Consider the following 23,591-nt stretch of genomic DNA (forward strand, 5'->3'; position numbering starts at 1 on the left):
ATATAAACACGGTATTGGCATGCAGAAAGCGCTTATACTGTGTTTTTGTTGCTTTTTTGCTCGTAAGTGATCGTATTCCCCTTACGGAGTCGATCTGGGAGCCGCGGCAGGCGACGGGATCGTTCCCGGGGGCAGTATGGCCAATCCAGGAGCAATCTGGACCGAACCGGGCGGTAGCGTAAAACCGGGCGGAATGGCAGTCACTCCCGACGCCCCCGGCGGAATCGGAAGCCCTGGCGGAATCGCCATTCCTGGTGATAGGGTTGGGCTGGGGGCTTCTAAAATCGGTGCACCCGGGAAAACGCCAGGAGCCCCGCCCGTAACCGGAACTTGAGCGCCAGCCGGAGCCCCGCCCGTAACCGGAACTTGAGTGCCAGCCGGAGCAATCGCAGCGGTCGGACCAGCCTGAGGCGTTATGTTTGTCGTTGATATTGTAGGCGGCAAAGCTCTAGAAGGCGCGGAGGCGTTGAACAAGCCGCTTTGGAAGGAGCCGCTTAGCGCTCCCAAGTTGATCGCATCGTGACAAATTCCAAATTTTTTTAAATCGTTATAAACATACTTATTAGTAGGCTGGCTGTTCTGGTTCATTTGCGACACGGCGGATTGTATGTCGGCCAGCTCACCCTGCAAATTCAGTGTCATCTGCAACGTTCGCTGCCGTTCAAGCTCCAATTGATGTATGGATTGGAATATCATTGAACTGGAAGTTGGCGTACTGTGAGAGGATGGAGCGTACGGATATGGGGAGGGATGTGCGGAAGAATAAGAAGGATGCCAGGCGTAGGTGTTACAATGCTCGTTCACGTAGAATTCCCTCCAGATCAGGTGGTCGTATTCCCGCCATTGCCAATCGTTAATACGGTTACCGTATAAGAACCGCCGGTTGTTGTTGCCGGCATTGAGAGAATCAGCACCTCAACCCAAGCCGGTAGTTTCGTTATTACTTAGGATATGTTAGTTGCGGTTTTAAGGAGAATGTCTATACGAAATTTTTACGGCCATTCTACGCGCCTAGGTCGTACGTTATCGCGTGGGCCCGTGAAGGCCGCTCTGACCGCAGCCCTTTCCTAAAAGGGACACACGGACGGGAATATCGGTCGGTGGAGGTCACACCGTCGGATCTGGTGATTGCAGGGGCAATCGGAAGGGACGTCCGTATTGGTAAAAGGACCGGCATCTGCTGAAGGCTGGCGAGAATCGTGGGTGCAGGATATTAACCGGATCTTCGAGAAGGCGATCCATCCGGAGCGGAATCGATCACCGCAGCCTAAAACGGCAGGCGTGACTGAAGTGACTCCTTAAAGTAAAGCTATAACGCCGTAAACATCATTATCTCATTTAATTTTTGACAAACCCAGCACTAATCATAAAATTGGTGTTGGGTTTTATTCTGAAACGATATGCTGTGCGACGTCTGACTAAAAAACGATCGTTTTATAGACTCTGTCAACATTAGTTTAAAATGCCCCAAACTGACCATTGTTCCTGTCTATTTAATCGTCTATTATTCAAAGTATATTAAATATGATAATCAAAGGTTTAATAGACAAAAGGGGATTGTTAAATGGGTAAAATAGGGTACGCACGTGTTTCGACTGCCGATCAGTCCATGGATTTACAAATCGACTCATTGAAGGCAGCTGGATGTGAACGTATTTTTGAGGAAAAGGTCTCCGGGGAAGAAAAGTGATCGACCGGAGTTAGCTCGTTGCTTGGAGTACTTGCGTCCCGGGGATACTTTAGTTATCTGGAAATTGGATCGACTTGGGCGGACGACCAAGCAGTTAATCGAACTTTCGCATGATCTTAAGGAAAGAGGAATCAGTCTACAGATAATTACTTTAGGAGTAGATACTAGCACACCGGCGGGAAAGCTTTTCTTCGCTATTATGGCTGGTTTAGCTGAAATGGAGGCAGAGACAATACGGGAAAGAACCCAGGCCGGCTTACAAGCCGCTCGGGCTCGAGGTAGAAAAGGAGGAAGACCACCATTAGATAAGAGCAAAGTTGAAATGGCGTTGCTTCTATATGATAGTCGGAAATATACCATTAAAGAGATAACTGAGCAGACAGGAGTGTCTAAAGCAAAGTTATATCAAGTTCTCAATGTCAGGTAATGCAAAGTGACATGTATGTCAGTAAATACTCTGAGATTAATAAAAAAACCGGCAAGTGAAGCGATAAATTCAGCTAAGCAGCACGCCATAAATAATTAACAAATAAAAAAAGGGTTTTTGATTTATGAATACTGTGGGAACGTCAGGCATAAAAAAAGGGATCACTAGCGTTGCATAAAATCTAAAACTCGATTGGTCAGAAAATTAAGAAAACGATTTTTCAACCTAAGATCCAAAAGGTTGAGCAGCTCATAAAGGTAGCTCTGTTCATTTGGGAATTTTATGTATTTATGTTCATGTACGTCATTTATCCTTGCTTAATGAAGCTCAAGAAGACTCGATCCGTCGGCCAGCAAATGTTCGGGTTGGCTTTCGTTTCATTCGCTCTAACCACTTTGAATAAGGCTTCCAGAGCAAAGCTTTGAGCCAGCGAGTTAGTTGCAACAAGCTGTGTGCGACTTTCGTTTCCATCTTGACGTACGAGCAAACAGAACACAATGAGTGAAATCCAGACCTGGTTGTACACGGCGCGTTCACTAGTGCCGTAAAGATGCTTGATCTGCAAATGCTGTTTCATCTACTTGAAGAATGTATCGATGGCCCAGCGGCTACGGTACATTTCACTGATTTCATCGCAGGTGAGATCGAACCGATTCGTCACCAGAAAGAGCAGGTTACCCTGTGAATCTTCGGTCTGAATCATCCGCAGCGTATGCTTCATCTTCTTCTGCTGCGAGCCGATTCGGACGAGCACATCGGCGGAAACGCCGCTGCCCTCCGGGACTTCCAGCTCCTGCAAAGGTTCGATGTGCGTATTGTTCTTGAGGCGTGTCACGAAAAAGATACCGTCAAGACAAAAGCGATCAAATGCCGCATAGTCGATATAACCGCGATCGAAGACATACGTCACGCCGGGCTCATGAACAAGCTCGTTCATCTGGGTACGGTCATTTTTCTTTGCCACGGTTACGGTTGCTTTCTCCGGGATGACTTCTTGTTCGCCAACAAAGGCCAAGCGCATATGCACTTTGATATCGGCTTTCGTCTTGCGGAACTCGGCCCATTTGTATTTCTGCAGACAGAGCGTGACCGTCGTCGAGTCGATGATCTTGATCTTATTGCGGTGAGCCTGAGAGCCCTGACGTGACAGCACACGCCGCCTTGCCAGCAAGGCATAAATCATTAATATCCAAACTCGACACAAAATATCACTAGCGTTGCATTAATGTTTTTGGAATCTTCATAACTTTCTGTCACATCTGCATTCGAGCATAAAAAAATCCTTTACAATAGATAGGAGAGGTAGACCTGTCCATAATCCATTGAAAAGGATAACACGTATGGACAATCGTACTCTATTATCTTCATTTGCAAGCCTTCGCGACCCTGCAATTGTGCAAGTCAAATACGCGATAGTTGTCAGCTTTTTCGTGTATTTAACCTGCTGACATTTAGCCACGGTATTTGTGAACATTTTTGTACAAATGGGCGCTAGCCATTTTCGAACACTTGTCGCAGCAGTTCGGGATCGACCTGTTTGTGTTTGCGACTGATCTGCGCGGCCGAGATGGAGGTCAGGCCGAGCTCATGCTGCATGTCCTCACACAGCACATCATCTGCGATATGACGCGGCTCCATTTATGCTCCCTATGATAACTGGTCCTAAAACAACATTCACTTTAATAAATTGAATATGGCATCATTTTATCCAAATGGCGCCGCACAGCCTGTGCCCGGTACATGCGGCGAGGCAAAACGATACATCGTCCCGAACTGGCAGCAGATTCAGATTGCGATATCGTGGTATTGTACAAGAATCGCAATCATTTCAATTGTCTTTGGCGACTCTTGAGTGGTTAAGTCAGCCGCGGCTGTCTGCTCCCAGATCTGATTAAATATCGTTACCCTTAGCTTAAAACAAACTAGGGAACATCTGCCAGAGTGGGAGGGACAACTTACAGATATGTGAGGAAACTTATTATTTACAAGGTAATCCATATTATGATAATATTTCACTTGGTTATTGTATCCATTTCTAAAAGGGATAATATTCTTTTATTTCCACCATCGGCCGACTTTGACGGGTGATAGTATAGGTATGACTTGTCATTCCCTTAAATTAATATGTGGCTGAAAAATTAAGAATGAGAGAGATAAAATTAAATTACAGTAGGAGGACGTGTTATGGCTTTTAGTAAAGTTCAAAAAGCAAGTATATTAGGCAGTTTAATGGGAGTATTAGTTCTAGGAGTATCTGTAGCAGCTTCATCGAGTAATTTAGGTTCATATGATGAACTTCCTGATGCCCCTTCACAAAATGCCCCTCTTGAGGAACAGAAAGAATATAGAAAACTCGTTAAGAAACACATTGAAAAACATGGAGAAAAGGTTTCCGTTTCTGGGCAGGAGACAAAGGGCATCGATATTGAAGTCGCAGGAAAGAAGATAAAGCTACCAGAAGACACCTATATAGATGGTATTATCGTTTCTGGTCACGTAGAAGGAAGTAGTTTACCTGCGTATGTAATTCGTAAAGGGAATTCTTCAGTTAAAATTGGCGTAAATACCGGAATAGTTTTTGATGAAATAGTTGATTCTAATGACTCTGATCCATTTAAATTCCTTGATGCTGTTAAACAAGATAAGGGAGAAGAATATGAACTAGACAATAATCACGTTCATTAATGGAGGGTTTAAATATGAGAAAATTTATTATTAGTTTTTTGGCTTCATTTTGTGTATTTTTAATAGTTCATTCTTCTATGGCATCTGCACATCATTATCGTTGGATTGTATATGATACTCGCTTACAAGAGCCTGCTGGATCTAATCATATTCCTACTAATATATTATATGGAACTTGGATAGATTTCGATTACTCGCCAACCAGTACTATAGGGAGTGAAATTTGGAATGCAATGAGAGCCTGGAGAGATGCTGTTCCCATTATCAATCTACAAGATTGGGATACATATGGTGATCTTGCTGTCGTCCAATTACCACAAAATGAATATAATCTTAAATGTCCAGTAAATTCTGTGGGTTGCTATCAAGTTACCGAAAAAACGAAAGTGTCCGATCACGGCCCATGGTACGTAACCTATGGTACGATTTACTTACCAGATACTCGGGTTGGTGATGATGCATTTAAAACTTTACTGCATGAAATAGGACATGCAATTGGGTTACATGAACAATATATTGATAGTGGAAGTTTTGGATGCAATAGTTCAATAATATCTGTTATGGATGGGATTGGTTGCGACAACTTGACTGCTCCTTCAAGTACAGATGTGATAGAGATTAATAATATGCTTGGTGGTGGCACAGGCAAAGCAACTGATTTAAACGTTGCGTGGAACTCTACTACATTAAACTTAACATGGAAAGATAATGCTTTAGGTGAATGGAATTATAAAGTAGATTATTATAAGGTTTCAGCAACGGGTTCATTAACCTTAATTCAATCCTCTACAATTACTAAAGATATTGGATTAATAAAAGGAATTACAACTAGTACACTTTTTACTTTTAGTGATAAAACGATTATAGATTCTAGCTTCTCAAAATCTGGTAAAGCGCTTGGTAATTATAGAGCCATTGTTAGAGCATACTATCAAAATACAAACCAATACGGTCCTTCTACATCTATTAATTTCACAATCTAATCATTAGGAGACGATAGTAATGAAAAAATTTATGTTCGGTTTCATCCTAGGAGGTCTATTGTTTGGATCAATCACAGCTACAGCAAACAGTTCAACAACAGGCAGATTTATTAAAGTTTTTGATACTGTTAAAGGAATTTATTTAGATGATACTAAGCTTGAAACGGATGAAGACTTGTTTATTTATAATCAACGCGTATATGTTCCACTTCGATTTATGATAGAACAAACCAAAGCTCCCGTTAGTTGGGATTCAAAGACCAAAACAGTAAATCTTAAAACACCATATATCATTAATAATCTTTTTGTTTATTTGCCTGATGATATCGAAAATAGAGGAACTATTATAGAGGGAGATTTAGCTTTTGTTTTTGGAAAAGGAAAGTCGGAAATAATCATCCAAACGGATGGGCATGTCCGAAGTGAATATATAGACCCTGCTCATGAAGGTGAAAATCCATTTTCTTTTCTAGATGAAGTAAGAAAGAAAGACTAATAGATTTCTTAGCCCTGAAAGGGGCTGTCCCAAACTACCATGGCCGTAAAGCCATGGTAGTTTGAGACAGCCCCTTTTTAGTTTAACGATCAGCAAGAGTGTCATTAAAGTGATACTCCTGTTCATGGGATAGCTACTGACTAATACTAGCCAATAGAAAGGATAGCGGTCGAGAGATGCTTTTCATCATTACTACAGAATGGATACATAAATCTTTCGTATCCAATTCTTTTAGTTCTGGGGGATAATCCACAGTCCAGATAGATTATGAGTAGCAGTAACAAATTGAGAACAAAAGACCATGTTTTCTCTCTCAGAATGATCTATAGTAAAGTCTTATGAGACTAAATTTTAATTCAAGTTTAATCTTATTTTCAGGTTGCTTTAAGTATTCTAGCATATATAACTAGATCCAATTATTAGCTTCCTGATATATTAACTTTTGAAATTTTGTCTAACATTAAGAAAAGGAGACTTTAACTTGAACGCCCATTTCAGAAAGTATCTTAAAACCCTGTTCAGACGAAGAAGTATGAAGGTAGTTCGGATAGGACTTGCACAATTCCTGACGATTTCACTTATAGTCGGGCTAATCTCGCCTATAGGACCTATCAGTGCAGCTCCGAACGAGAAAGTGGATCAAATTAGCACAAACGAACTGACAACGGTAAAAGAGGTAAAGAAAGAATTCCCCCAAAGACCGAACAAAGGTGGAAAAATTGAAATTGTAGACTGGCGCACGGCCAACTCCAAGCATTTCGTCAAGGATGATGGGGAGTTCGTCGTAGAACTGTATGAGAAAGAAATTTTTTATCAAGACAAGGAGTCCAAAGAGTGGAAGGAAATCGACAACACCCTCGTTCCTACCAACAAAGAGAAGAAGGGACAAGGGCATGTAACGAAAGCCAATAAGTTTGAAGCTTTCTTTCCTAATGAGTTTAAAGAAAAGGGCCTATTGTTCAGTTTTGAGCAAGATGGAACTTCCATTGATTTTTATGCCGTAAATGCCTTAAACAGCACACCGAAGGTTACAGGGAATGAAGTTATATTCAATAATATCTATAAGGCGACGGATATCAAATATACAAGTGATTCCAATCAAGTCCGTGAGGATATTATTCTTCAATCTCCTGAAGCAGCTTCTTCTTATTCCTTTGAGATCAAGCTTGAGAATTTAAATTATGAGTTGACCGAAAAGGGAGACATTCTTTTTACCCGTAAGGACAGCAAGCGATTTGCATTTGTTATTCCGCGGCCATTTATGTATGAAGCCGGCCTTATTCCTAACGTCTCCGCCGCCGTAACGCAGACGATCAGAGAAGAAGAAGGGCGAATTTTCATCGACATTAAGGCAGACGAGAAATGGCTTCAAGATCCCGATCGGCAATATCCGGTCACTATTGATCCACCGATTACAACTAACCCTAATTATTTCGCAGACACGTTTGTCAGCAGTGCACAGCCCACAGCGACGGGACTGGATCAATATCATCACGTATATGCAGGTAATAATGCAACCTATGGAAAAACAGAGGCGTATATTCGTTTCCCGCTGCCACAGCTGCCAACAGGAGCGTTAGTAACCAAAGCGACCGTTTCTTTATACAATTACCTATCCGTTGCTAGCCCGACGAATGTTGATGTGTATGAAATCAACGAGTCATGGGAAGAAGATGCGATTAACTGGAATGCAAAACCTAATAAAACACCGATATCCGGAAAAACATTTACCGTGACCGGTGCAGGAACTTATACATTCGACTTAACAGCCACCGTGGAATCCTGGTACCGTGGGTTTAAGCCAAACAACGGTGTGGCTTTGGTGGGAAATCCCGACACTTCGTCCATCGTTGGCTTTACTTCCAGCAACTACAGCAGTTATCAGCCTAGCATGTCTCTTGAATATTCGATTGATCCGAACGGCACAACGGATTTCTGGACCTACACGGACGAAGATGTTATGCCTTTTAAAGGTAATCTCTTTTTAGATGATATCGACTTATCCGTTGAAGGTCGTGGCGTTGGACTGGATGTAACGAGGTATTATAATAGCCGTCAAACCTCGCCTCACGGATTTTTCGGTCCTAACTGGCTGTCAAATTTGGATATGAAGGTTTGGAACCTGCATGGCTCTTACGCCTTCTTAGATGAGAATGGAACAAGATATCTGTTTGAGAGAACCAGCGGCAGTGAGGGAGTGTTCAATGGCTACGCGCCGCCACCAGGGGTTCCTCTGGGGCTAAAACTTGAGGGAAGCGGTTCGGAGCAGAAGGTCATCATTACAACCAATGATCATATCCAATATGTATTTAATGCGGGTACTGGACGCATTGAAAAGATCATCGATAACAACAATCAAATCACGTCTTATACGTTCAATTCAGATAGTATCGTTATGACCGACCCATCCGGGCGTCAATTAACGATGCAGCTTAATCAAAACGGGAAAGTGACTAGCGCAACAGATCCTTCAGGTGTAACTGTCACGTATACGTATGATACTGCAACTGGGGCATTAAAAAGCGTCCAAGTAACTAAGGGAACTGAAAGCAATGCAACAACATATACCTATGAAGCGGCGATAGTGGCTCTAGGAAATATGAGGTTGACGCAAGTAACGGACGGGGACAATAAGACAACCAATTATCAATACGATATTCACGACCGAATTGAAAAAGTTTGGGATACTGTGGACGGTAAGACATCCGCATCTACTTATGCATATGTGCAATCTCCACGCACCGTAACGGTGACAGGTCCAGGGGTAACCGGACTGACAGGTGACGCGGAGCGTCAGTCAATCGTCTACTCGTCAAATGATAATGCCAATGTGACTACAATTGAAGAGAAATTGAACACTACCGAAAAAGCACTAACCATTTATACATGGTCTTCGCTGAACCAATTGATTGGGGTCAAGGATCCGAATTCACAGACGACTTCCATTTCATATACCGATGATGGAAAGCCGATGGAAGTCGATTTCCCGGATGGGAATGACATTCGGATGAACTACGATCCAAACGAGAATTTAATTTCTGTTAAGGATCGGACAGACGATGTGCAGGGTACTCTCTATGACGATAAGCATAATCCGACAGATGTATCCGATGGCATCGGAAATACGACTATGCTCGATATGATGCGAATGGCAATTTGATTAGCCAGACTGATGACTTGAGTCTTGCTCATAATCTAATAGCAAACAGCGGCTTCGAGAATGGAACAACCCATTGGAAAACCGTAGGCACTTTGGGAGCTTCAGAGAAATTTGAAACAGTTGCTGCAGATAGCGTTAGTAACGGGTATAAGACGCTTCATCTGCTGTCACAGGATGGAGTAGATGTAGAATCCGTCTTCACATTCCCGGTAAATGAATATCAGAAATATACGTTCAGCATGAGCTTGAAAACGGCGGTTCAGACAAAAGCGACGCTGAAAGTGACCTGGACCAAAAAAGATAATACGAAGATCGAACAAAGCTTCACCATGTCAGGTATAGATACAGTTGCAAGAGATTGGACTCGAAAATCTACAGGAATTGAAGCGCCGGCGGATGCGGTAAAAGCGAACGTACAACTCGGCATTTTTGGTGCCGGGGAAGCTTGGTTTGATAACATCGCGGTAGAAGGTGGAGCAAGTCGCTCGGATGACAACCTCGTTACAAACGCTGGCATGGAATTCGATGCAGATAAAACTCAAAAAGCAGATGAATGGTATCCGCCATCCGAAAGCGTAACGGGAATTTCGATTAACTATAATAAGTTCAAGTTTGGAAAGTCTTCTGAACGAATCAATGGATCCACTGGCGTCGTCAAATATGTGAAGCAGAACCTTCAAGTTGACGGTCGTGCTGGCAATAAGTTTTCGTTATCTGGATGGAGTCTAGGAGAAGGAATCCCGGCGGATGCGGGCATTAAGTGGCGGATTCAACTTAATGTTCATTATGACGATGGAACCATCGGCAACTACGGGATTGCATTTGACGCTGCGAACACGGACTGGCAAGATGTATCTCGAATCGTGACGGCTGAGAAGGACTTTAATGATTTATCCGTCGTCTTGATGTTTGACAATATGCCATCAACCGCAGATGCTTATTTTGACGAAATCAAAGTGACTCGTGTGGATGCGCCATCGACAAGCGCAGTTGCTGGCTACAACATGATTGATAATTCCTCTTTCGAGCAGGATTATGATGCAACGAATCGTCCTGACGGATGGGTGTCGCTGTCGTCAACGAACTACTCGGAATGGATCAATCTTGAACGGCAGGATACGGATCCGCAGAGCAGTCCAATTGACTACAAGAAAAGCAATACATTTACGGGAACAAGATCCATTCTCTTATTCGGAAACACTTCGGAGGATGCAACGCAAGTGCGTTTAGAATCGGTACCTGTCCAATCTGGGAAGAAGTATACCTTAGTTGGATACGGTAAAACGGTGAATAATGCCCCTGCGGCAGGATTGTTACTAATTGCGCTTGACGCCGCGGGTAACGAACTGACCAGAATTAAAACGCCTCTAGCCGATAAAGACACGGATTGGAAGCGAGTCCGTTATGTGTTCGACACCAGTATGTTACCAGCAAACACGGCTAAGGTGCAAGTTGGGGTTTACAAAGAAGCCGATACAGCGGGCAAAGCGTTTTTTGACAATATCCGCCTTCAAGAAGGGGAATTTAGAACCTCCTACACGTACGATAGCCAAGGCAATTATCTTAAAACGGTAACGACGCCAATCGGAAATACAACGACTTTATTGCCTGATGCCAATACAGGCGATACCAAGGAATATACGGACGCTTTAGGGAACAAATTTTTGTATGACTACTTTATGGATGGAAACGCCAAAACGTTTACCTTCCCCTATCAAAGCACGATGGGCGGACCGATTTCTAACAAGTCGTATACCTACGAATATGATAAGTCGGGCAATCTTACGAAAATTAAAGATCCTAACCAGAATGCCGTCACTGTCCAATACAATGAGCAAAATCAGGTCGATAAGCTGACCGAAGTTGCTTCGAATGCGAGCGGCACACCAAAGTCGCTAGTTTGGGATTACAATTATGACGCTTCCGGAAGACTGATCTACGTAAAATCAGCAAACGGAAAAACAACCAACCTGACCTATGACTTAGGCAATCGTATCAAATCTGTTCAGCTCGGAGCCAAGACGTTTAATTATAGCTTTGATCGCAATAGTAATATGACTGGCTATGGTACAGGCAGCTCGATGTTCCAAGCTGTGTTCGACGAGATGAACAATGTGACCAAAGTAACGGAGCCTACAACTACGCGTTATATTGAAGCGGAGTATGACGCAGAAGGGGATCGCACTCATCTAAGTGTGGTCGCAAACGCATCTGTCTTCGATTATGAATATGAGTATGACAGCTCAGGTAGTCCTCTTCGATTTACGGATGAGCTGTCTGGTAAATCGGCGTATTATCTACATGATGAGTCAGGGAGATTGGTGAAGTCGTTCATATCGGGTGATATGTCGACGTTCTACACATACGACAGGGAGGGCCGAGTTGCGACAAGCCGAACGGAATTGTCAGGCAAAGTAACAGGCAACTGGACGTATGAATACGATGCCGTCGGCAATTTAACGAGAGTGACGGATTTATTGGATGCTTCTAAATGGCTCTCCTACCGCTATGACTCACTCGGCCAGCTGGCAGAGGAAGAAACCGCACAAGGGAAGAAAACCTATTCGTATGATGAGATGGGCAATCGGACATCTATCGTTGATGGTGGACAAACCACGAATTATACGTATAACAACGAAAAGAACCGTTTGTTAAGCGTGGGGGCGAAAGCATACACTTATGACGACAGCGGGAATGTTCTGAGCGATGGTAATAATCAGTACGTGTGGGGAGATGAAAACAAGCTAAGCATTGTTAAGAATGCCGCTGGGACAACAACGATCGCTTCGTTTGATTATGACGCTCTGGGACGACGTCAGACGATTACGTCGGGTGGTGTCACGAAAACTCTACACTATGACGGAAACCTGGTCACTTACGCGACAAATGCAAGCAACACCATCTTGTATCGCATTGGTTATGATCACAATGGCCGGCCTGTTCTCTTCCGTTCTAATAACGTCAACTACTGGTATCAATTTAATACGCACGGGGATGTTGTAGCACTTCTTGACGATACTGGCGCAGTAAAAGTTTCTTATAGCTATGACGCATGGGGTAATCATACTTCCGCGGCGCCGACAGATGCTACGTTGAAGTCAGTGTATGAAAACAATCCTTATCGTTACGCCGGCAGCTGGTATGACCAAGAAACGGGGAAGTATTATCTGGGTGCACGCTTCTATGATCCGAAGATTGGGCGTTTCCTCTCAAAAGACCCGGTTAGCGTAAGGGTAGGAAGCCATCTTGGATCCAATGCATACGCCTATGCAGACAATAACCCGGTGATGTATGCCGATCCGCACGGGGAATGGGTTTGGATTGTCGTAGATATCGCTACAGGCATTGCACTTGATTATGCGATGTACAAGTATGGTGGAAGCAAAGGAAAGTTCAGATTTGGTGCTTCGCTTAGAAGTAATGCTGCATGGAGCTTGGTTCCAGGCGGAGGATTTGCGAAAAAATATAAATTAGCCAAAAAGCTATTGAAGATGAAGCGCAAATCGAGGATTAGAGGCTGTAATTGCTTTACGGCGGGAACGAAGGTTCTTACAGACGAAGGGGAGAAAAATATCGAAGACATTGAGGTCGGAGATAAGGTTCTTTCCAAAGACGATGATACAGGTGAGATTGCATATAAGGAAGTTGAATGGCTCTTCCAACGTGATGTTGAGGAAACGTATAATATTACTGTTGGCGGCGAAGTCATAACGACAACTGATGAGCATCCGTTTTGGATTGTCGGCAAAGGTTGGGTGGAATCAAAAAACCTTGTGGTAGGCGATGTTCTAACAACTTCGGATGGCAAAGAATTAGCCATTGAGAAAATTGAAGTTAAGAAAGAACATAAGACCGTCTACAACTTTAAGGTAAAGGATTTCCATACGTATTTTGTCTCCAATCTTGAAGTTTGGACGCATAATAAATGTAATCTTGGTCCAGGTAAAGTCAACTTTACTGGTGACGGGGTTAAGCATGTCAAGGATAGACATATTGGTAACAAATCAGGTTGGGAGCATAAAAGTAAGTGGACTGTAACAGGCGGCCATTGGCGTACCTACAGTAGGGCCACAATTAAAAACCCCGACAGAATATCTATGGATGGAGACAGATTTGTCTATGAGAAAGTATTCAATAAAGTCATGGGCGTTGATGCAAATGGGAATAATTTGTACAAGGTTAGAGTGGTTGTAGATAAGAATGGGAATCTTGTAACTGCATTCCCACAAGCCGCTTGGAAATAACGAGATTGAGTTTAATAGTATAATCAGGAGGGGCTATGGGACTAGATATTGTATTATTTGATGAAAAAAAAGTCAGGATAGGGCTAATAGAAATACCAAATAGTTTGCATGATGCTATATTCATGGGTACATCAAATTGGACTAGTTATATGTATTTAAGGAAAGTTAAAGATTACTACAAGACTAACCTTCGGCTTAATCAATCTGAACTCTCATGCTTTGTGGAAGACTTGAAACAAATACGTACATTTATTGACTCCGTGCATCATTCTTCCTTAGATAGATTGGTTCAATCTTTAAGTGATGCTAATGTTAAAGCTGTACATGTCGCAGGTGATTAACATCTTGACCTTGGGGGTATACTCCCAAGGTCTTTCTTTTACCCCCACCCAGTGCCGAATGAATCGGGCGGTAAGATGAGTTTCATAAAGCATGCTTTTTGAGACGCAGAAAAAATTGCTGTTTTTACGTGTCAAAATGCCATAAAATGAGTTTAGGAACGTCCCAACTTTTACATAGGTATTTTGAGACGGAGTGAGGGCTAATGAAGTTTGCATATGGCCGCGTGTCGGCCAAAGATCAAAATCCGGAACGGCAGCTCATCAAGTTTCGGGAGCTAGGCATCGAGGAGCGATTTATCTTTGTCGATAAGCAGAGCGGTAATTCGAGCGGCCGCGCTATCAGGCCATGCGTTCCATGATCCGGAAAGGCGATTTGATTTATTTGGATGCGCTGGGTCGGCTTGGGCGTGATTACGATGGAAGATTGCCGAATGGAAGTATTTCACGAGGGCGGGTACGTTATAATGAAGGACTATACAGACGATGAAGGAGCTGCCTCGGCAGCTCCTTTGTATTTCACAAATAAAGGGAATAGATAGTAAGTGATTGTCCGTGATGGTGATACCGTCAAGGCAGGCGAAGATGTTGCAAATGTAGGGAACAACGGATGCTGGTCAGCGGGTTAAACTCCTTCGAAATGATTCAGTTTCCTCACTCAGACTCATGAATTCGCAGGATTTCATCCTGTAGTTAAGTTGAAGAGAAGGATAATGGGGAGCCGGTGGCTTTGAGATGGGGAACTGGGCATGCGGAAATAAAGGTGAATAGGAATCACCCATATTGTTCCATGATACGCACGTCTCCACTTCGCCCTAGAGATTCTCACTCCCATGTCTCAACGGGTCGTAGCTCTTTCATTCCTTCGTCACATCTTAACTAAGGGGTGGAGGTCGGTCTTTCTAACGGAACGGGTCCGAGCCCTTTTGTTTAACATATCCCGATACTCCGTGCTTCTTGTCATCCTGCGAATACTTGAGCTGGTGAGGATCGTTTAGTTTTATGCTGCTTGTGGGAATACCTTGGTAGGTTCGTAAACAATGCTGCTTCTAGCCAACGCGATAAGCATTCGTGCTACTTTACCGATTAATTTCATGATGGATTTCATCTTCTTCATCTTCTTTTCCTCAACATTGTAGCGATGTACCGCTCGAACTTCCGGATTTGTCATGACGGCACTCATCGTCATGAGATAGAGAAAATGACGTAAACGTGGCCGGCCTCGCTTACTAAGTACCATCTTTTCTCTCCATTTCCCTGAGCTAGCCTCAGCAAGATTTAATCCAGCATGACGAAGCAAGGCATTGCCATGTGCATAGCCACTTAGATCGCCAGCTTCGCCGAGTATACCGGCTAGATTTGTTACGTAAACGCCTCGTATTTCAAGGAGTTTTTGTGCATAGGGAATGCGTTCAAGTATGATTCGAACCTCATGCTCAATTTGTTCAAGCTGACGCTGAGCGAGGTCATATTCTTCAATTAATTGCCCAAGATGGAGCTTGTAAGCATGAAGTGCTTGAGTAGTACCTACACTGGTTTTTGCAAGTGAAATGAGCTGTTCAGCACGTTTAACACCAGCATGACGCTTTACATACTGCTTCCAACCGGCAAGAATTTGTTCCGTATCTAGTCGGCTGATCTCTTTCGGTAGAGGAAAGAGCCTGAGTGTTGCGATTGCACTGGTGCAAGTAAGTATTTTAAAGACCTGGCGAAGTTCGGGGAATACAATATCTACCCACCGATGAATCTGATTAACCGCAGCGTTGAGGCGTTTGGTAACGGTCTCTCGATTTGCCATTAAAATACGCAGTTCCTCGTAGTCTTCGGGATGGAAACGAACAGGAGAGTAGTACCCGTTTTTGACCATGTCTGCAATGACTAGTGCATCCTTATGATCACTCTTAGACGGTGTGTTATCCCTATTTTCCTTGTTCTTTTTGACGAGATGAGGATTCACTAGAACGGGCTCAATGCCTTGATCGAGGAGCCATCGTGCTAGACTAAACCAGTAGTGGCCAGTGGGCTCCATGCCAACGATGATGCTGCTAAGTCTGTAGGATTTGAGTAGATCTTGGATCCAACGTTCGAACAGATTGAACCCTTCACGATGGTTACCAAACTCGAATGGCGTTCCCAAAGCAATCCCACGAAAGCTGACAGCGCGGGCCACATGGACTTCTTGAGCGATATCTACACCAATGACCAAGTGATGAACGGTAATGTTTTCAATGAGCCGATTTTGCTTGTCCTGTGCCTTAAACTTCATAGTAGAGTGACCTCCTGATGGGCTTTTTGAGGCTTTTGACCTCGTGCGTAACCCCATCTTACAGAGGCGCTCGTTTTTGTTCAAACTCCAAATTATTCGTTTTACAGGAATTCTAACGGCGAACGTTAGTTCCACCAACCAGGACGAGGCTGCCGACAAAATCAGTGGCCTCGTTAACCGGCAGGATTGCGTAGTGTTCTGGTCGAATTGTTATCGAAGGTAAGCCTTTAAGATTCTAATTAGCGAGGGGTAGAATAAAAGGAAATCCAAAATAGCGATTTTGTTTTCCGCAGCTATCAACATGTACTGAAAGATTGGGTGAGTGGTTCTTGTTTCAACCAACCACAAAAGCATCCGCAGATAAGAGATAGGGGATGGATTCAACCATGCGTTACTATCATTGGCTGATCGGGATTGTGCTGGCAGCAGCCGTTCCGATGCTTATATATCGGGTCATGATCGGCCCTGTCTTTTTTGACGTCGTGAAAAGCAACTTGTTGCCGGCTCCAACGGATTTTCAGTATCATGATTCTTATTTCGTCGTCATCGACTTCCGTCTCTTTATAGTGCTTGCACTGCTGACCTTCCTGATCTATATCGTAGGGGCCAGCCTAATCAGGCGACACAGACAGAGGAAGGGGGAGGGCAGCGCTCGGGAGACCGTCTAGCCATTGCCGTCCATTCCGCAACAAAAAGCCAGAGGGGACAGTACTCCATCTGGTTTTTCTTTTCTGGTTGAATTAAACTGCCGTTTAGTTTATGAAAATCAGCCGAACTTGAAAGGCCGGCTACTGCAAATTAGCAAACGTATCAGATAGCTAATCCTCCTGCAGGCAAGCTTGTTATAAAACCTTTTTTTAAAGGAGTTTTTAAATTGAGCGCTTTAACTAAAGAAGAATTAATTGAGCGATTAAAGCAAGTTTTTGAAGAAAAAGGATTTAAAAAAAGCAAGACGACATGGAGAAAACTGACTGATGACCTTATATTGGTTTTAAATGTTCAGGGTTCTCAATGGAATGAGGATAATTTTTACATTAACGTAGGTGTGTACATTAAGGCTTTGGAATTAGAGCAAAATCCGACTGGAAATGTATGTCATCTTAGAGATCGTATTGAGCAGAACCAGACATTTGAGTCGCTGGTTAAAGAGGTACTTGATTGGTTTGAAAAACATGGGGAAATCAAAAAGTTAAGGTTACTAAATCAACAGAACAGTTTGCCGCTAATGACGATGGTCGTGGCAAAAAAAACACCTAAATGAACCGGACTGATGGGCAACTTCTTAACTGGCGGTTTACGTAATAAAGTGACATAGGAGTTGTTTATTTCTTTATACTTTTAAGGGAGGTGTACTTAGTGAACTACTCATTAAGAACAATGCTTGTCGGGTTAGCTTTAATATTAGTAGGTATTTATATTCAAAATGGTGGTCCAGGTGATTTGAACGGAACTGACCCTTTTTTTGTTACTATTGGATTAATTCTTATGGTTGTAGGTTTCTTCAAAAAAATCATCAAACAAACATTCGATAAATAAAACAATCATTAGACATCACCATTATCTCCGTCCTACGGAACGTTAGTCAAACGACGCTATTGTACTTTTATTAGAAAACCGGATTTCCTTGTAAAGCAAAGGGTCCGTTTTTTTTATGTGATGAATTACTTTTTTTGTGAAGACCTCGCTAAGATGAGTTTCATAAAGTATGGTTTTTGGCACACAAATTCCCCCAAACCAAACGATCAATAACTTCAGTAAATACTGAGGAGTTCAAAGAAGGACTCTATACAAAGAAGCCGATTGAAGAATAGATAGACGATGAGACCGCATGGAGCTGGGCTCCATGCGGTCTTTTTTTCTACTTTGATTATCGTATTTCCAATCGAAGATCATTCGTCGTATTTTTCTTTGTCGGCGGCGAATGATGAATGCCGTCTTCATGAAAATAGTCTTCGATAAAGGCAAGAAACTTGCGTGCTGCCAGGGATAAATAGCGGTTCTCCGACCAGTAAATTCGATAGCTGCGATGGCATGCAGGGGACTCGATGCGCAGCAGCGTAAGGCCGGCCTGTTCGCCGCTCTTGCAGCCGAACAGAGCTACGCCCAGACCGGCGCGAACGAGGCTGACGATAGCGGCGGGTTCGTCTACTTGACAGACGAACTTCGGTGATATGCCGGCTTTCCGGAAAAAGGCTTCGTTCATCTTCTGCATGATGAACCCTTCCTTGTAACCGATAAACGGATCGTCGCCTACTTCGCTGAGATGAATCGAGCCGCGATTGGCGAAGCGGTGGTTGCGAGGGACAGCGAGATATACATCTTCCTTGAGGACGGTCTCGGAAGCCAATCCCGCTTGTTCAATAGGCATGGCCGTAAAACCGACATCGATGCTTCCGGCCTCCAGCATTCGGGCCATTTCCTCCGTCGCCGCTTGCGTAATTTGAATATTGACGTCCGGATAAAGCGCAAGAAAAGCGCTGAGCGGCTCCGATAACCGCTCCAGCGTCGTCATCGCGAGTCGAATACTGCCATACTGAAGGCCTCCCAGGTCAGACACTTCCCGTCGTCCCTCTTCGAGGAGCTCAAGCGCCGCATCCACCTTTTCCAGAAAGGTTCTGCCGAGCGTATTCAACTTGATTTGCTTGCCGATACGGTCGAATAGCGGAACGCCCAAGTCCTCTTCCAGCCGAGCAATCGTCTTGCTAAGAGCGGGCTGCGCGATTCGAAGCTCTTGAGCGGCTTTCGTCATATGCTCCATTCGGGCCACCTTCTGAAAATACCGCAATTGCAATAATTCCATGGCTTATCCTCCTCTTATATACTTTATGGAATAAGTTATATGTTCAAAGATGTATTTTTATTTATTGATTATCGGTTATAAAATAGCATTGCGCAAGCATGAATATGTCATGTTTTTCCGGAAAAATAAGCTTGTGCAAGGGAAAGAGGGCTGGAGAAGTGGACATACCGGTTAAGAAGCGGCAAGGGGAAACAATCATATACATTCTCGCGTTTACGCTGGTCATCTCTGTCATGAGCGCAACGATGTTCAACATTGTATTACCCGATATCGCCGAACAGTTTCAGCTATCCATCGTTCAAGTCAGTTGGGTGACATCAGGTTATTTGCTGGTCTATGCGATCGGGACCGTTATCTACGGAAAGCTGGCGGATACGTTTAAGCTGAAAAACGTATTGTCGTTTGGTCTTGCTTTGTTGGCGCTTGGCTCCATGTTCGGTTTGTTCGCTGGGGCCTACTGGATGGTTCTGCTCGGTAGGGTTTTACAAGCTGCGGGAGCGGCAGTCATTCCGGCCGTGGCAAGCATCATTCCTATACGTTATTATCCGGAAGAACATCGCGGTCGGGCTCTTGGCATAGCAATGACCGGGATGTCGATTGGCAGCGCGCTTGGTCCTGTCGTTGCCGCCCTTGTCGTCAGCTCCCTTCATTGGCGATGGCTGTTTTTCATGCCGGTTCTGACATTAATCGCGTTGCCGTATTATCGAAGGTTTCTGGAGGATGAGGGAGGGAAATCCGATCGCCTCGATTGGCTCGGAGGCGGGCTGTTCGTAGGAGCGGCCGCATTGCTGTTGCTTGCGATTACGTATGAAGCTTGGATAGCGGTAATGGGCTGTTTCGTTTTGTTTGTCATGTTCGTTCTGCGAATCCGCTGCGCAGCTGAGCCTTTTGTTCCCGTGGGCTTGATTCGCAATAAAGGGTATTCGATAGGGTTAACGTTAGCCTTTTTAGCAACGGGCATCGGGTATTCGCTTTATTTTTTAACTCCGCAGCTATTGAACCAGGTCCATCATTTGGACTCCGGTATGACGGGTTACGTTATGGTGCCGGCCGCCGTGACGGCTGCGATTTTGGGAAGGAGGGGCGGGAGGCTGGCAGATGTGAAAGGAATACCGTTTCTTTTTGTCTCCGCTTCCGCCCTGCTGCTGCTCTGCTTTGCCTTTATGTCTTCATTCGCGGAGCAATCACCGGCAATGATCGCTGGTTTGCTGATTTTCGGCGTCGTGGGGCAGTCGTTCCTCTACATGGCTTTGTCTAACCAAGTATCCCGAACGCTGCCGAAGGAGCAAGTTGGCGTTGGAATGGGATTGCTGGCCATGTCGAATTTTTTGGCTGGCGCCGTCTCCGCAAGCTTATACGGGAAAATCGTAGATCAAGGATCCGGTATACGATGGAATCCGTTGATTTCCGACCCGAGCGCATTCGTTTACAGCAATCTCTATCTCGTGCTTGGGATTATGCATGTTTTCATTTTATTGTTTTATTGGTCTAAGTTCGGCAGAGCGGTACGGGATCGTATAACGGTCAAAAGTTGACCGTTATCTAATATTTCATTTCAAGGAGGAGATAGGGATGAGAGCAGCAGCGTTTAATCGTTACGGCGGGCCGGAAGTCATGAGGGTGTTGACGTTTCCGGATCCGCAGGCCGGCCCCGGAAAAGTGAGGGTTCGCGTCAAAACGGCCGGCGTGCAGCATTACGATTGCAGCGTGCGCGGCGGTTGGACACCGCATGGGGTGACGGTTCAATTGCCGCAAATTCCGGGAAACGAGTTCGCGGGCATCGTGGATCAGGTAGGGGATGGCGTGACTGGATTTGCGGTGGGCACCGAGGTGCTCGGTTTCGCAACGTTAAATTGTTATGCCGAATACGTCGTTGTCGGATCGGATCAGATCGTTAAGAAACCCGCGGATATGTCTTGGGAAGTGGCGGGCGGATTGACGGGGAACGGGCAAGGCGCTTATATCGCACTTCGGGCCATCGGTGTCGAACAGGGAGATACGATTCTGATCCATGGCGCTGCCGGTTCGCTCGGCGCTTATGCCGTGCAGCTTGCGAAGCTGTGGGGAGCCAAGACGGTTATCGGAACGGCAAGCGAGAACAATCACGAGTATATTCGTTCACTAGGAGCCATTCCGGTCACATACGGAGATGGACTTGTCGATAGAGTGCGCGCGCTCGCTCCGGATGGCGTCGACGCGGCATTCGATACGGCCGGTGCCGAGGGCGTCCGGGCATCGGTCCAATTGGTAGAGGATAGAAGGAGAATCTGTACGTTCGTCGCTTACGACCTCATTGACGAGCTTGGCATCCCGGCTGTCCGCGGCGTTCGATCTGCTGCCAGGCTCGCCGAGCTTGCCGAGCTTCATGCCAGCGGGAAGCTGCGAACGACGATACGCCAGACGTTTCCGCTCGAACAGGCAGAAGCGGCGCACCGGTTGATCGAGACCAGGCACGGTCGAGGTAAAATCGTTCTTACTTTAGATTAACTACATGGATGGTCTTGAAGGTGAAGGTTCTGGAAATTTATTTATTGCGCACTTGTGTCCCGTTGTAAAAAGGTGCAGTTCACGGTGACCTGCTCTTTTTATTATGCTCTTCCCTCCATAGGCTCAGAATCGCTGATGATCATTTAGGGTCATGGTGTAAATTGGAATTGAATATAATGAGTACCAATTTACTTAGAAAAAGGTTGTGAGCATTCTTGAGAATTCGCATTGCCGCAAGTGGAGATACGCTCCGTTTAATTGCTCGATCCGACAACGTGGATGTTTCCGCACTGATTGCCTTGAATCCGCATATTTCCGACCCGGACGCAAACGTGGGCGGAGCGCAAGTACAACTGCCTTCTTCGCATCAAATCGCACGGAGCTTCAGTACAAGAGGCCATGCCTCGCGTTCTTACGAAAGGAATGACGTACCGGAGTGGATTCCCCTTACTCCGCTCGAAAGGATGACGGAGAACGAATACGATGTCGTGATCATCGGCAGCGGTGCCGGGGGAGCGGCTGTCACCTGGCGGTTATGCGAGCGTTGGCGCGATAAGGGCAAACGCGTCGCCGTCGTGGAAAAAGGAGGACTCCTCCTGCCTACGCAAGTCCGCAATCTCCCGACGATGCATCATTCACGTCTGATGGATTATTTTCATTACGTGTCAGAACCCGTATCCGGTTCCGCTACGGAGTTCTCCGGGGCTAGACAACTCTTCGCCTTGGGTGGAAAGACGCTGTTTTGGGATACGGTCAGCTCGCGGTTGGATTTGCCCCTGCTTCCGGAGTGGCCCGTACCAAGGCATGAGATGGACACGTATTACGAGATCGCCGAACGGATCATGAAGGTGACGAAAGAATATACGGAAGGCGCAGCCTTATCGGATAACTTGCTTAGCCGGCTGCATCACGGAGGGTTTCCCGAGGCGACGAGATTACCTCTTGCCATCGCGCTTAATCCGACCAGGCTCGGCGCCATTCACTCTGACGTTTGTTTCAGTTCGATCTCTTTGCTTGCGAAAGCTTTGCATACCTGTCCTTTTGATTTGACCGTTCGTACCTGCGCCATGCAAGTGTTGACCGACAGCGGGAAAGTTCGCGGCGTAAAGGTGATGTCTTCGGATAAGCGTCCCTATTTACTGAAAGCGAAAAATGTCGTGATGTCTGCAAGTACGTTCGAGACGCCTCGTCTGCTGCTTCATTCAGGAATCCAAAACCGTGCGCTCGGCCGGTATCTTACCAATCAACCTTTTATGCTTGCCACAGGAAGATTGGACCGAAGTGAGTTTCCCGAGCGTATCGGGACACTGGCCGTATACCTCCGTCCCACGAAAGATAGGCCTTACCAAGTGCGTCTGACGGGACCAGGAGACTTTTGGCATTCGGGCCATGCTGAGCCGCCGCTCAGGGATGAATTGGACTTCAATCTCCTTTTATTCGGAAAGACAGAACCGTGTTATGACAATCGGATTGTGCTGCATCCGGACATAACGGATGAATTCGGGATGCCCGAATTGAAGGTTCATTTTTCATATCATGAAGCCGACCATGCCGTCATTCATCAGATGGCACAAGGCGCGAAGCAGATTGCCGCTGCCTGTGGAATGCGTCTGGTGGAACAGGAAGACGGTCAAATGGTCAGCCTGATGCCGCCAGGGGTGTTGCATCATGATTCCGGAACATGCCGCATGGGCGTCGATCCATCTACTTCGGTCACCGACCTGTATGGGCAAGTTCATGGGATTTCCGGATTGTACGTGGCGGATAAAAGCGTCTTGCCTTACATCGGGGCCGGTAATCCGACACTCACGACCGTTGCCCTTGCCATTCGATCAGCAGATCATCTGATTCGCACCTCGGAATGAGCCGCGCATCAGGATAGAATTACACTGACAGCTGCACAAGTTGACGAAGGGTAAAAACATCTTTCCAGTAGCAAGGTACTGCTCAAAATGCTGTATTTGTCCATCATGAACATTGTACGGAATAATCGGATGACAAAAATTTCAAATGAA

The 23,591-nt window shown here is 45.2% G+C and carries 18 protein-coding genes and 2 pseudogenes; 15 read left to right on the plus strand and 5 right to left on the minus strand.

Going from position 1 to position 23,591, the window contains the following annotated elements; all coding sequences use genetic code 11:
• Positions 1-81 precede the first annotated feature (81 nt).
• Positions 82-642: a hypothetical protein gene (locus KP806_RS01545; RefSeq protein WP_224721794.1), complete on the minus strand. Its 561-nt coding sequence runs from the start codon at positions 640-642 to the stop codon at positions 82-84.
• 516 nt (positions 643-1,158) lie between these two features.
• Here KP806_RS01545 and KP806_RS01550 point away from each other — a divergent pair.
• Positions 1,159-1,302, plus strand: coding sequence for a hypothetical protein (locus KP806_RS01550; RefSeq protein ID WP_224721795.1), 144 nt, complete (start codon positions 1,159-1,161; stop codon positions 1,300-1,302).
• A 262-nt stretch (positions 1,303-1,564) separates the two neighbouring features.
• Positions 1,565-2,117, plus strand: a pseudogene (locus KP806_RS01555) (recombinase family protein).
• Between the two features lie 577 nt (positions 2,118-2,694).
• Here KP806_RS01555 and KP806_RS01560 read toward each other — a convergent pair.
• Together KP806_RS01560 and KP806_RS01565 are read right to left on the minus strand one after the other, a co-directional pair.
• Positions 2,695-3,300, minus strand: coding sequence for an IS4 family transposase (locus KP806_RS01560; RefSeq protein WP_224721796.1), 606 nt, complete (start codon positions 3,298-3,300; stop codon positions 2,695-2,697).
• A 308-nt stretch (positions 3,301-3,608) separates the two neighbouring features.
• Positions 3,609-3,755, minus strand: a complete 147-nt coding sequence (locus tag KP806_RS01565) for a hypothetical protein (RefSeq protein WP_224721797.1) — start codon at positions 3,753-3,755, stop codon at positions 3,609-3,611.
• 546 nt (positions 3,756-4,301) lie between these two features.
• Here KP806_RS01565 and KP806_RS01570 point away from each other — a divergent pair.
• The 7 genes and pseudogenes from KP806_RS01570 to KP806_RS01600 form a co-directional block, all read left to right on the plus strand.
• Positions 4,302-4,802, plus strand: a complete 501-nt coding sequence (locus tag KP806_RS01570; RefSeq protein WP_224721798.1) for a hypothetical protein — start codon at positions 4,302-4,304, stop codon at positions 4,800-4,802.
• A gap of 14 nt (positions 4,803-4,816) precedes the next feature.
• Positions 4,817-5,785, plus strand: a complete 969-nt coding sequence (locus KP806_RS01575) for a hypothetical protein (protein ID WP_224721799.1) — start codon at positions 4,817-4,819, stop codon at positions 5,783-5,785.
• Positions 5,786-5,804: 19 nt separating this feature from the next.
• A complete protein-coding gene (locus KP806_RS01580) occupies positions 5,805-6,281 on the plus strand; it encodes a stalk domain-containing protein (protein ID WP_224721800.1) in 477 nt (158 codons plus the stop codon).
• Between the two features lie 481 nt (positions 6,282-6,762).
• On the plus strand, positions 6,763-9,441 hold the full coding sequence (locus KP806_RS01585) for a DNRLRE domain-containing protein (protein ID WP_224721801.1): 2,679 nt from the start codon (positions 6,763-6,765) through the stop codon (positions 9,439-9,441).
• A complete protein-coding gene (locus KP806_RS01590; protein ID WP_224721802.1) occupies positions 9,438-13,685 on the plus strand; it encodes a polymorphic toxin-type HINT domain-containing protein in 4,248 nt (1,415 codons plus the stop codon). Before KP806_RS01585 ends, KP806_RS01590 begins: the two co-directional genes overlap by 4 nt.
• 35 nt (positions 13,686-13,720) lie before the next feature.
• A complete protein-coding gene (locus KP806_RS01595; protein ID WP_224721803.1) occupies positions 13,721-14,026 on the plus strand; it encodes a hypothetical protein in 306 nt (101 codons plus the stop codon).
• Between the two features lie 203 nt (positions 14,027-14,229).
• Positions 14,230-14,476: pseudogene (locus KP806_RS01600) on the plus strand (recombinase family protein); the annotation flags it as partial.
• A 547-nt stretch (positions 14,477-15,023) separates the two neighbouring features.
• Here the strand turns inward: KP806_RS01600 and KP806_RS01605 are convergent.
• Positions 15,024-16,289: an IS110 family RNA-guided transposase gene (locus tag KP806_RS01605; RefSeq protein WP_224721804.1), complete on the minus strand. Its 1,266-nt coding sequence runs from the start codon at positions 16,287-16,289 to the stop codon at positions 15,024-15,026.
• 374 nt (positions 16,290-16,663) lie between these two features.
• On the opposite strand from KP806_RS01605, the gene KP806_RS01610 reads away from it, so the two are divergent.
• The 3 genes from KP806_RS01610 (at position 16,664) to KP806_RS01620 (ending at position 17,825) form a co-directional block, all read left to right on the plus strand.
• Positions 16,664-16,957, plus strand: coding sequence for a hypothetical protein (locus KP806_RS01610; protein WP_224721805.1), 294 nt, complete (start codon positions 16,664-16,666; stop codon positions 16,955-16,957).
• 206 nt (positions 16,958-17,163) lie between these two features.
• A complete protein-coding gene (locus tag KP806_RS01615; protein ID WP_224721806.1) occupies positions 17,164-17,550 on the plus strand; it encodes a DUF4304 domain-containing protein in 387 nt (128 codons plus the stop codon).
• A 95-nt stretch (positions 17,551-17,645) separates the two neighbouring features.
• Entirely contained in the window at positions 17,646-17,825 is a 180-nt protein-coding gene (locus KP806_RS01620) for a hypothetical protein (RefSeq protein WP_224721807.1), read from the plus strand.
• A 331-nt stretch (positions 17,826-18,156) separates the two neighbouring features.
• Here KP806_RS01620 and KP806_RS01625 read toward each other — a convergent pair whose 3' ends face one another.
• The gene (locus KP806_RS01625; protein ID WP_224721808.1) at positions 18,157-19,089 is read right to left on the minus strand and encodes a LysR family transcriptional regulator; all 933 of its coding nucleotides are present in this window, start codon (positions 19,087-19,089) and stop codon (positions 18,157-18,159) included.
• 158 nt (positions 19,090-19,247) lie between these two features.
• On the opposite strand from KP806_RS01625, the gene KP806_RS01630 reads away from it, so the two are divergent.
• The 3 genes from KP806_RS01630 to KP806_RS01640 all read left to right on the plus strand — a co-directional run bounded on the left by KP806_RS01630 (position 19,248) and on the right by KP806_RS01640 (position 23,441).
• Positions 19,248-20,624: an MFS transporter gene (locus KP806_RS01630; protein WP_224721809.1), complete on the plus strand. Its 1,377-nt coding sequence runs from the start codon at positions 19,248-19,250 to the stop codon at positions 20,622-20,624.
• A 37-nt stretch (positions 20,625-20,661) separates the two neighbouring features.
• A complete protein-coding gene (locus KP806_RS01635; RefSeq protein WP_224721810.1) occupies positions 20,662-21,576 on the plus strand; it encodes an NADP-dependent oxidoreductase in 915 nt (304 codons plus the stop codon).
• A gap of 215 nt (positions 21,577-21,791) precedes the next feature.
• Positions 21,792-23,441, plus strand: coding sequence for a GMC oxidoreductase (locus tag KP806_RS01640; protein WP_224721811.1), 1,650 nt, complete (start codon positions 21,792-21,794; stop codon positions 23,439-23,441).
• The last annotated feature ends 150 nt before the right edge of the window (positions 23,442-23,591 follow it).

It is taken from the genome of Paenibacillus vietnamensis (genome assembly GCF_020169515.1).
Taxonomy (GTDB): domain Bacteria; phylum Bacillota; class Bacilli; order Paenibacillales; family Paenibacillaceae; genus Pristimantibacillus; species Pristimantibacillus vietnamensis.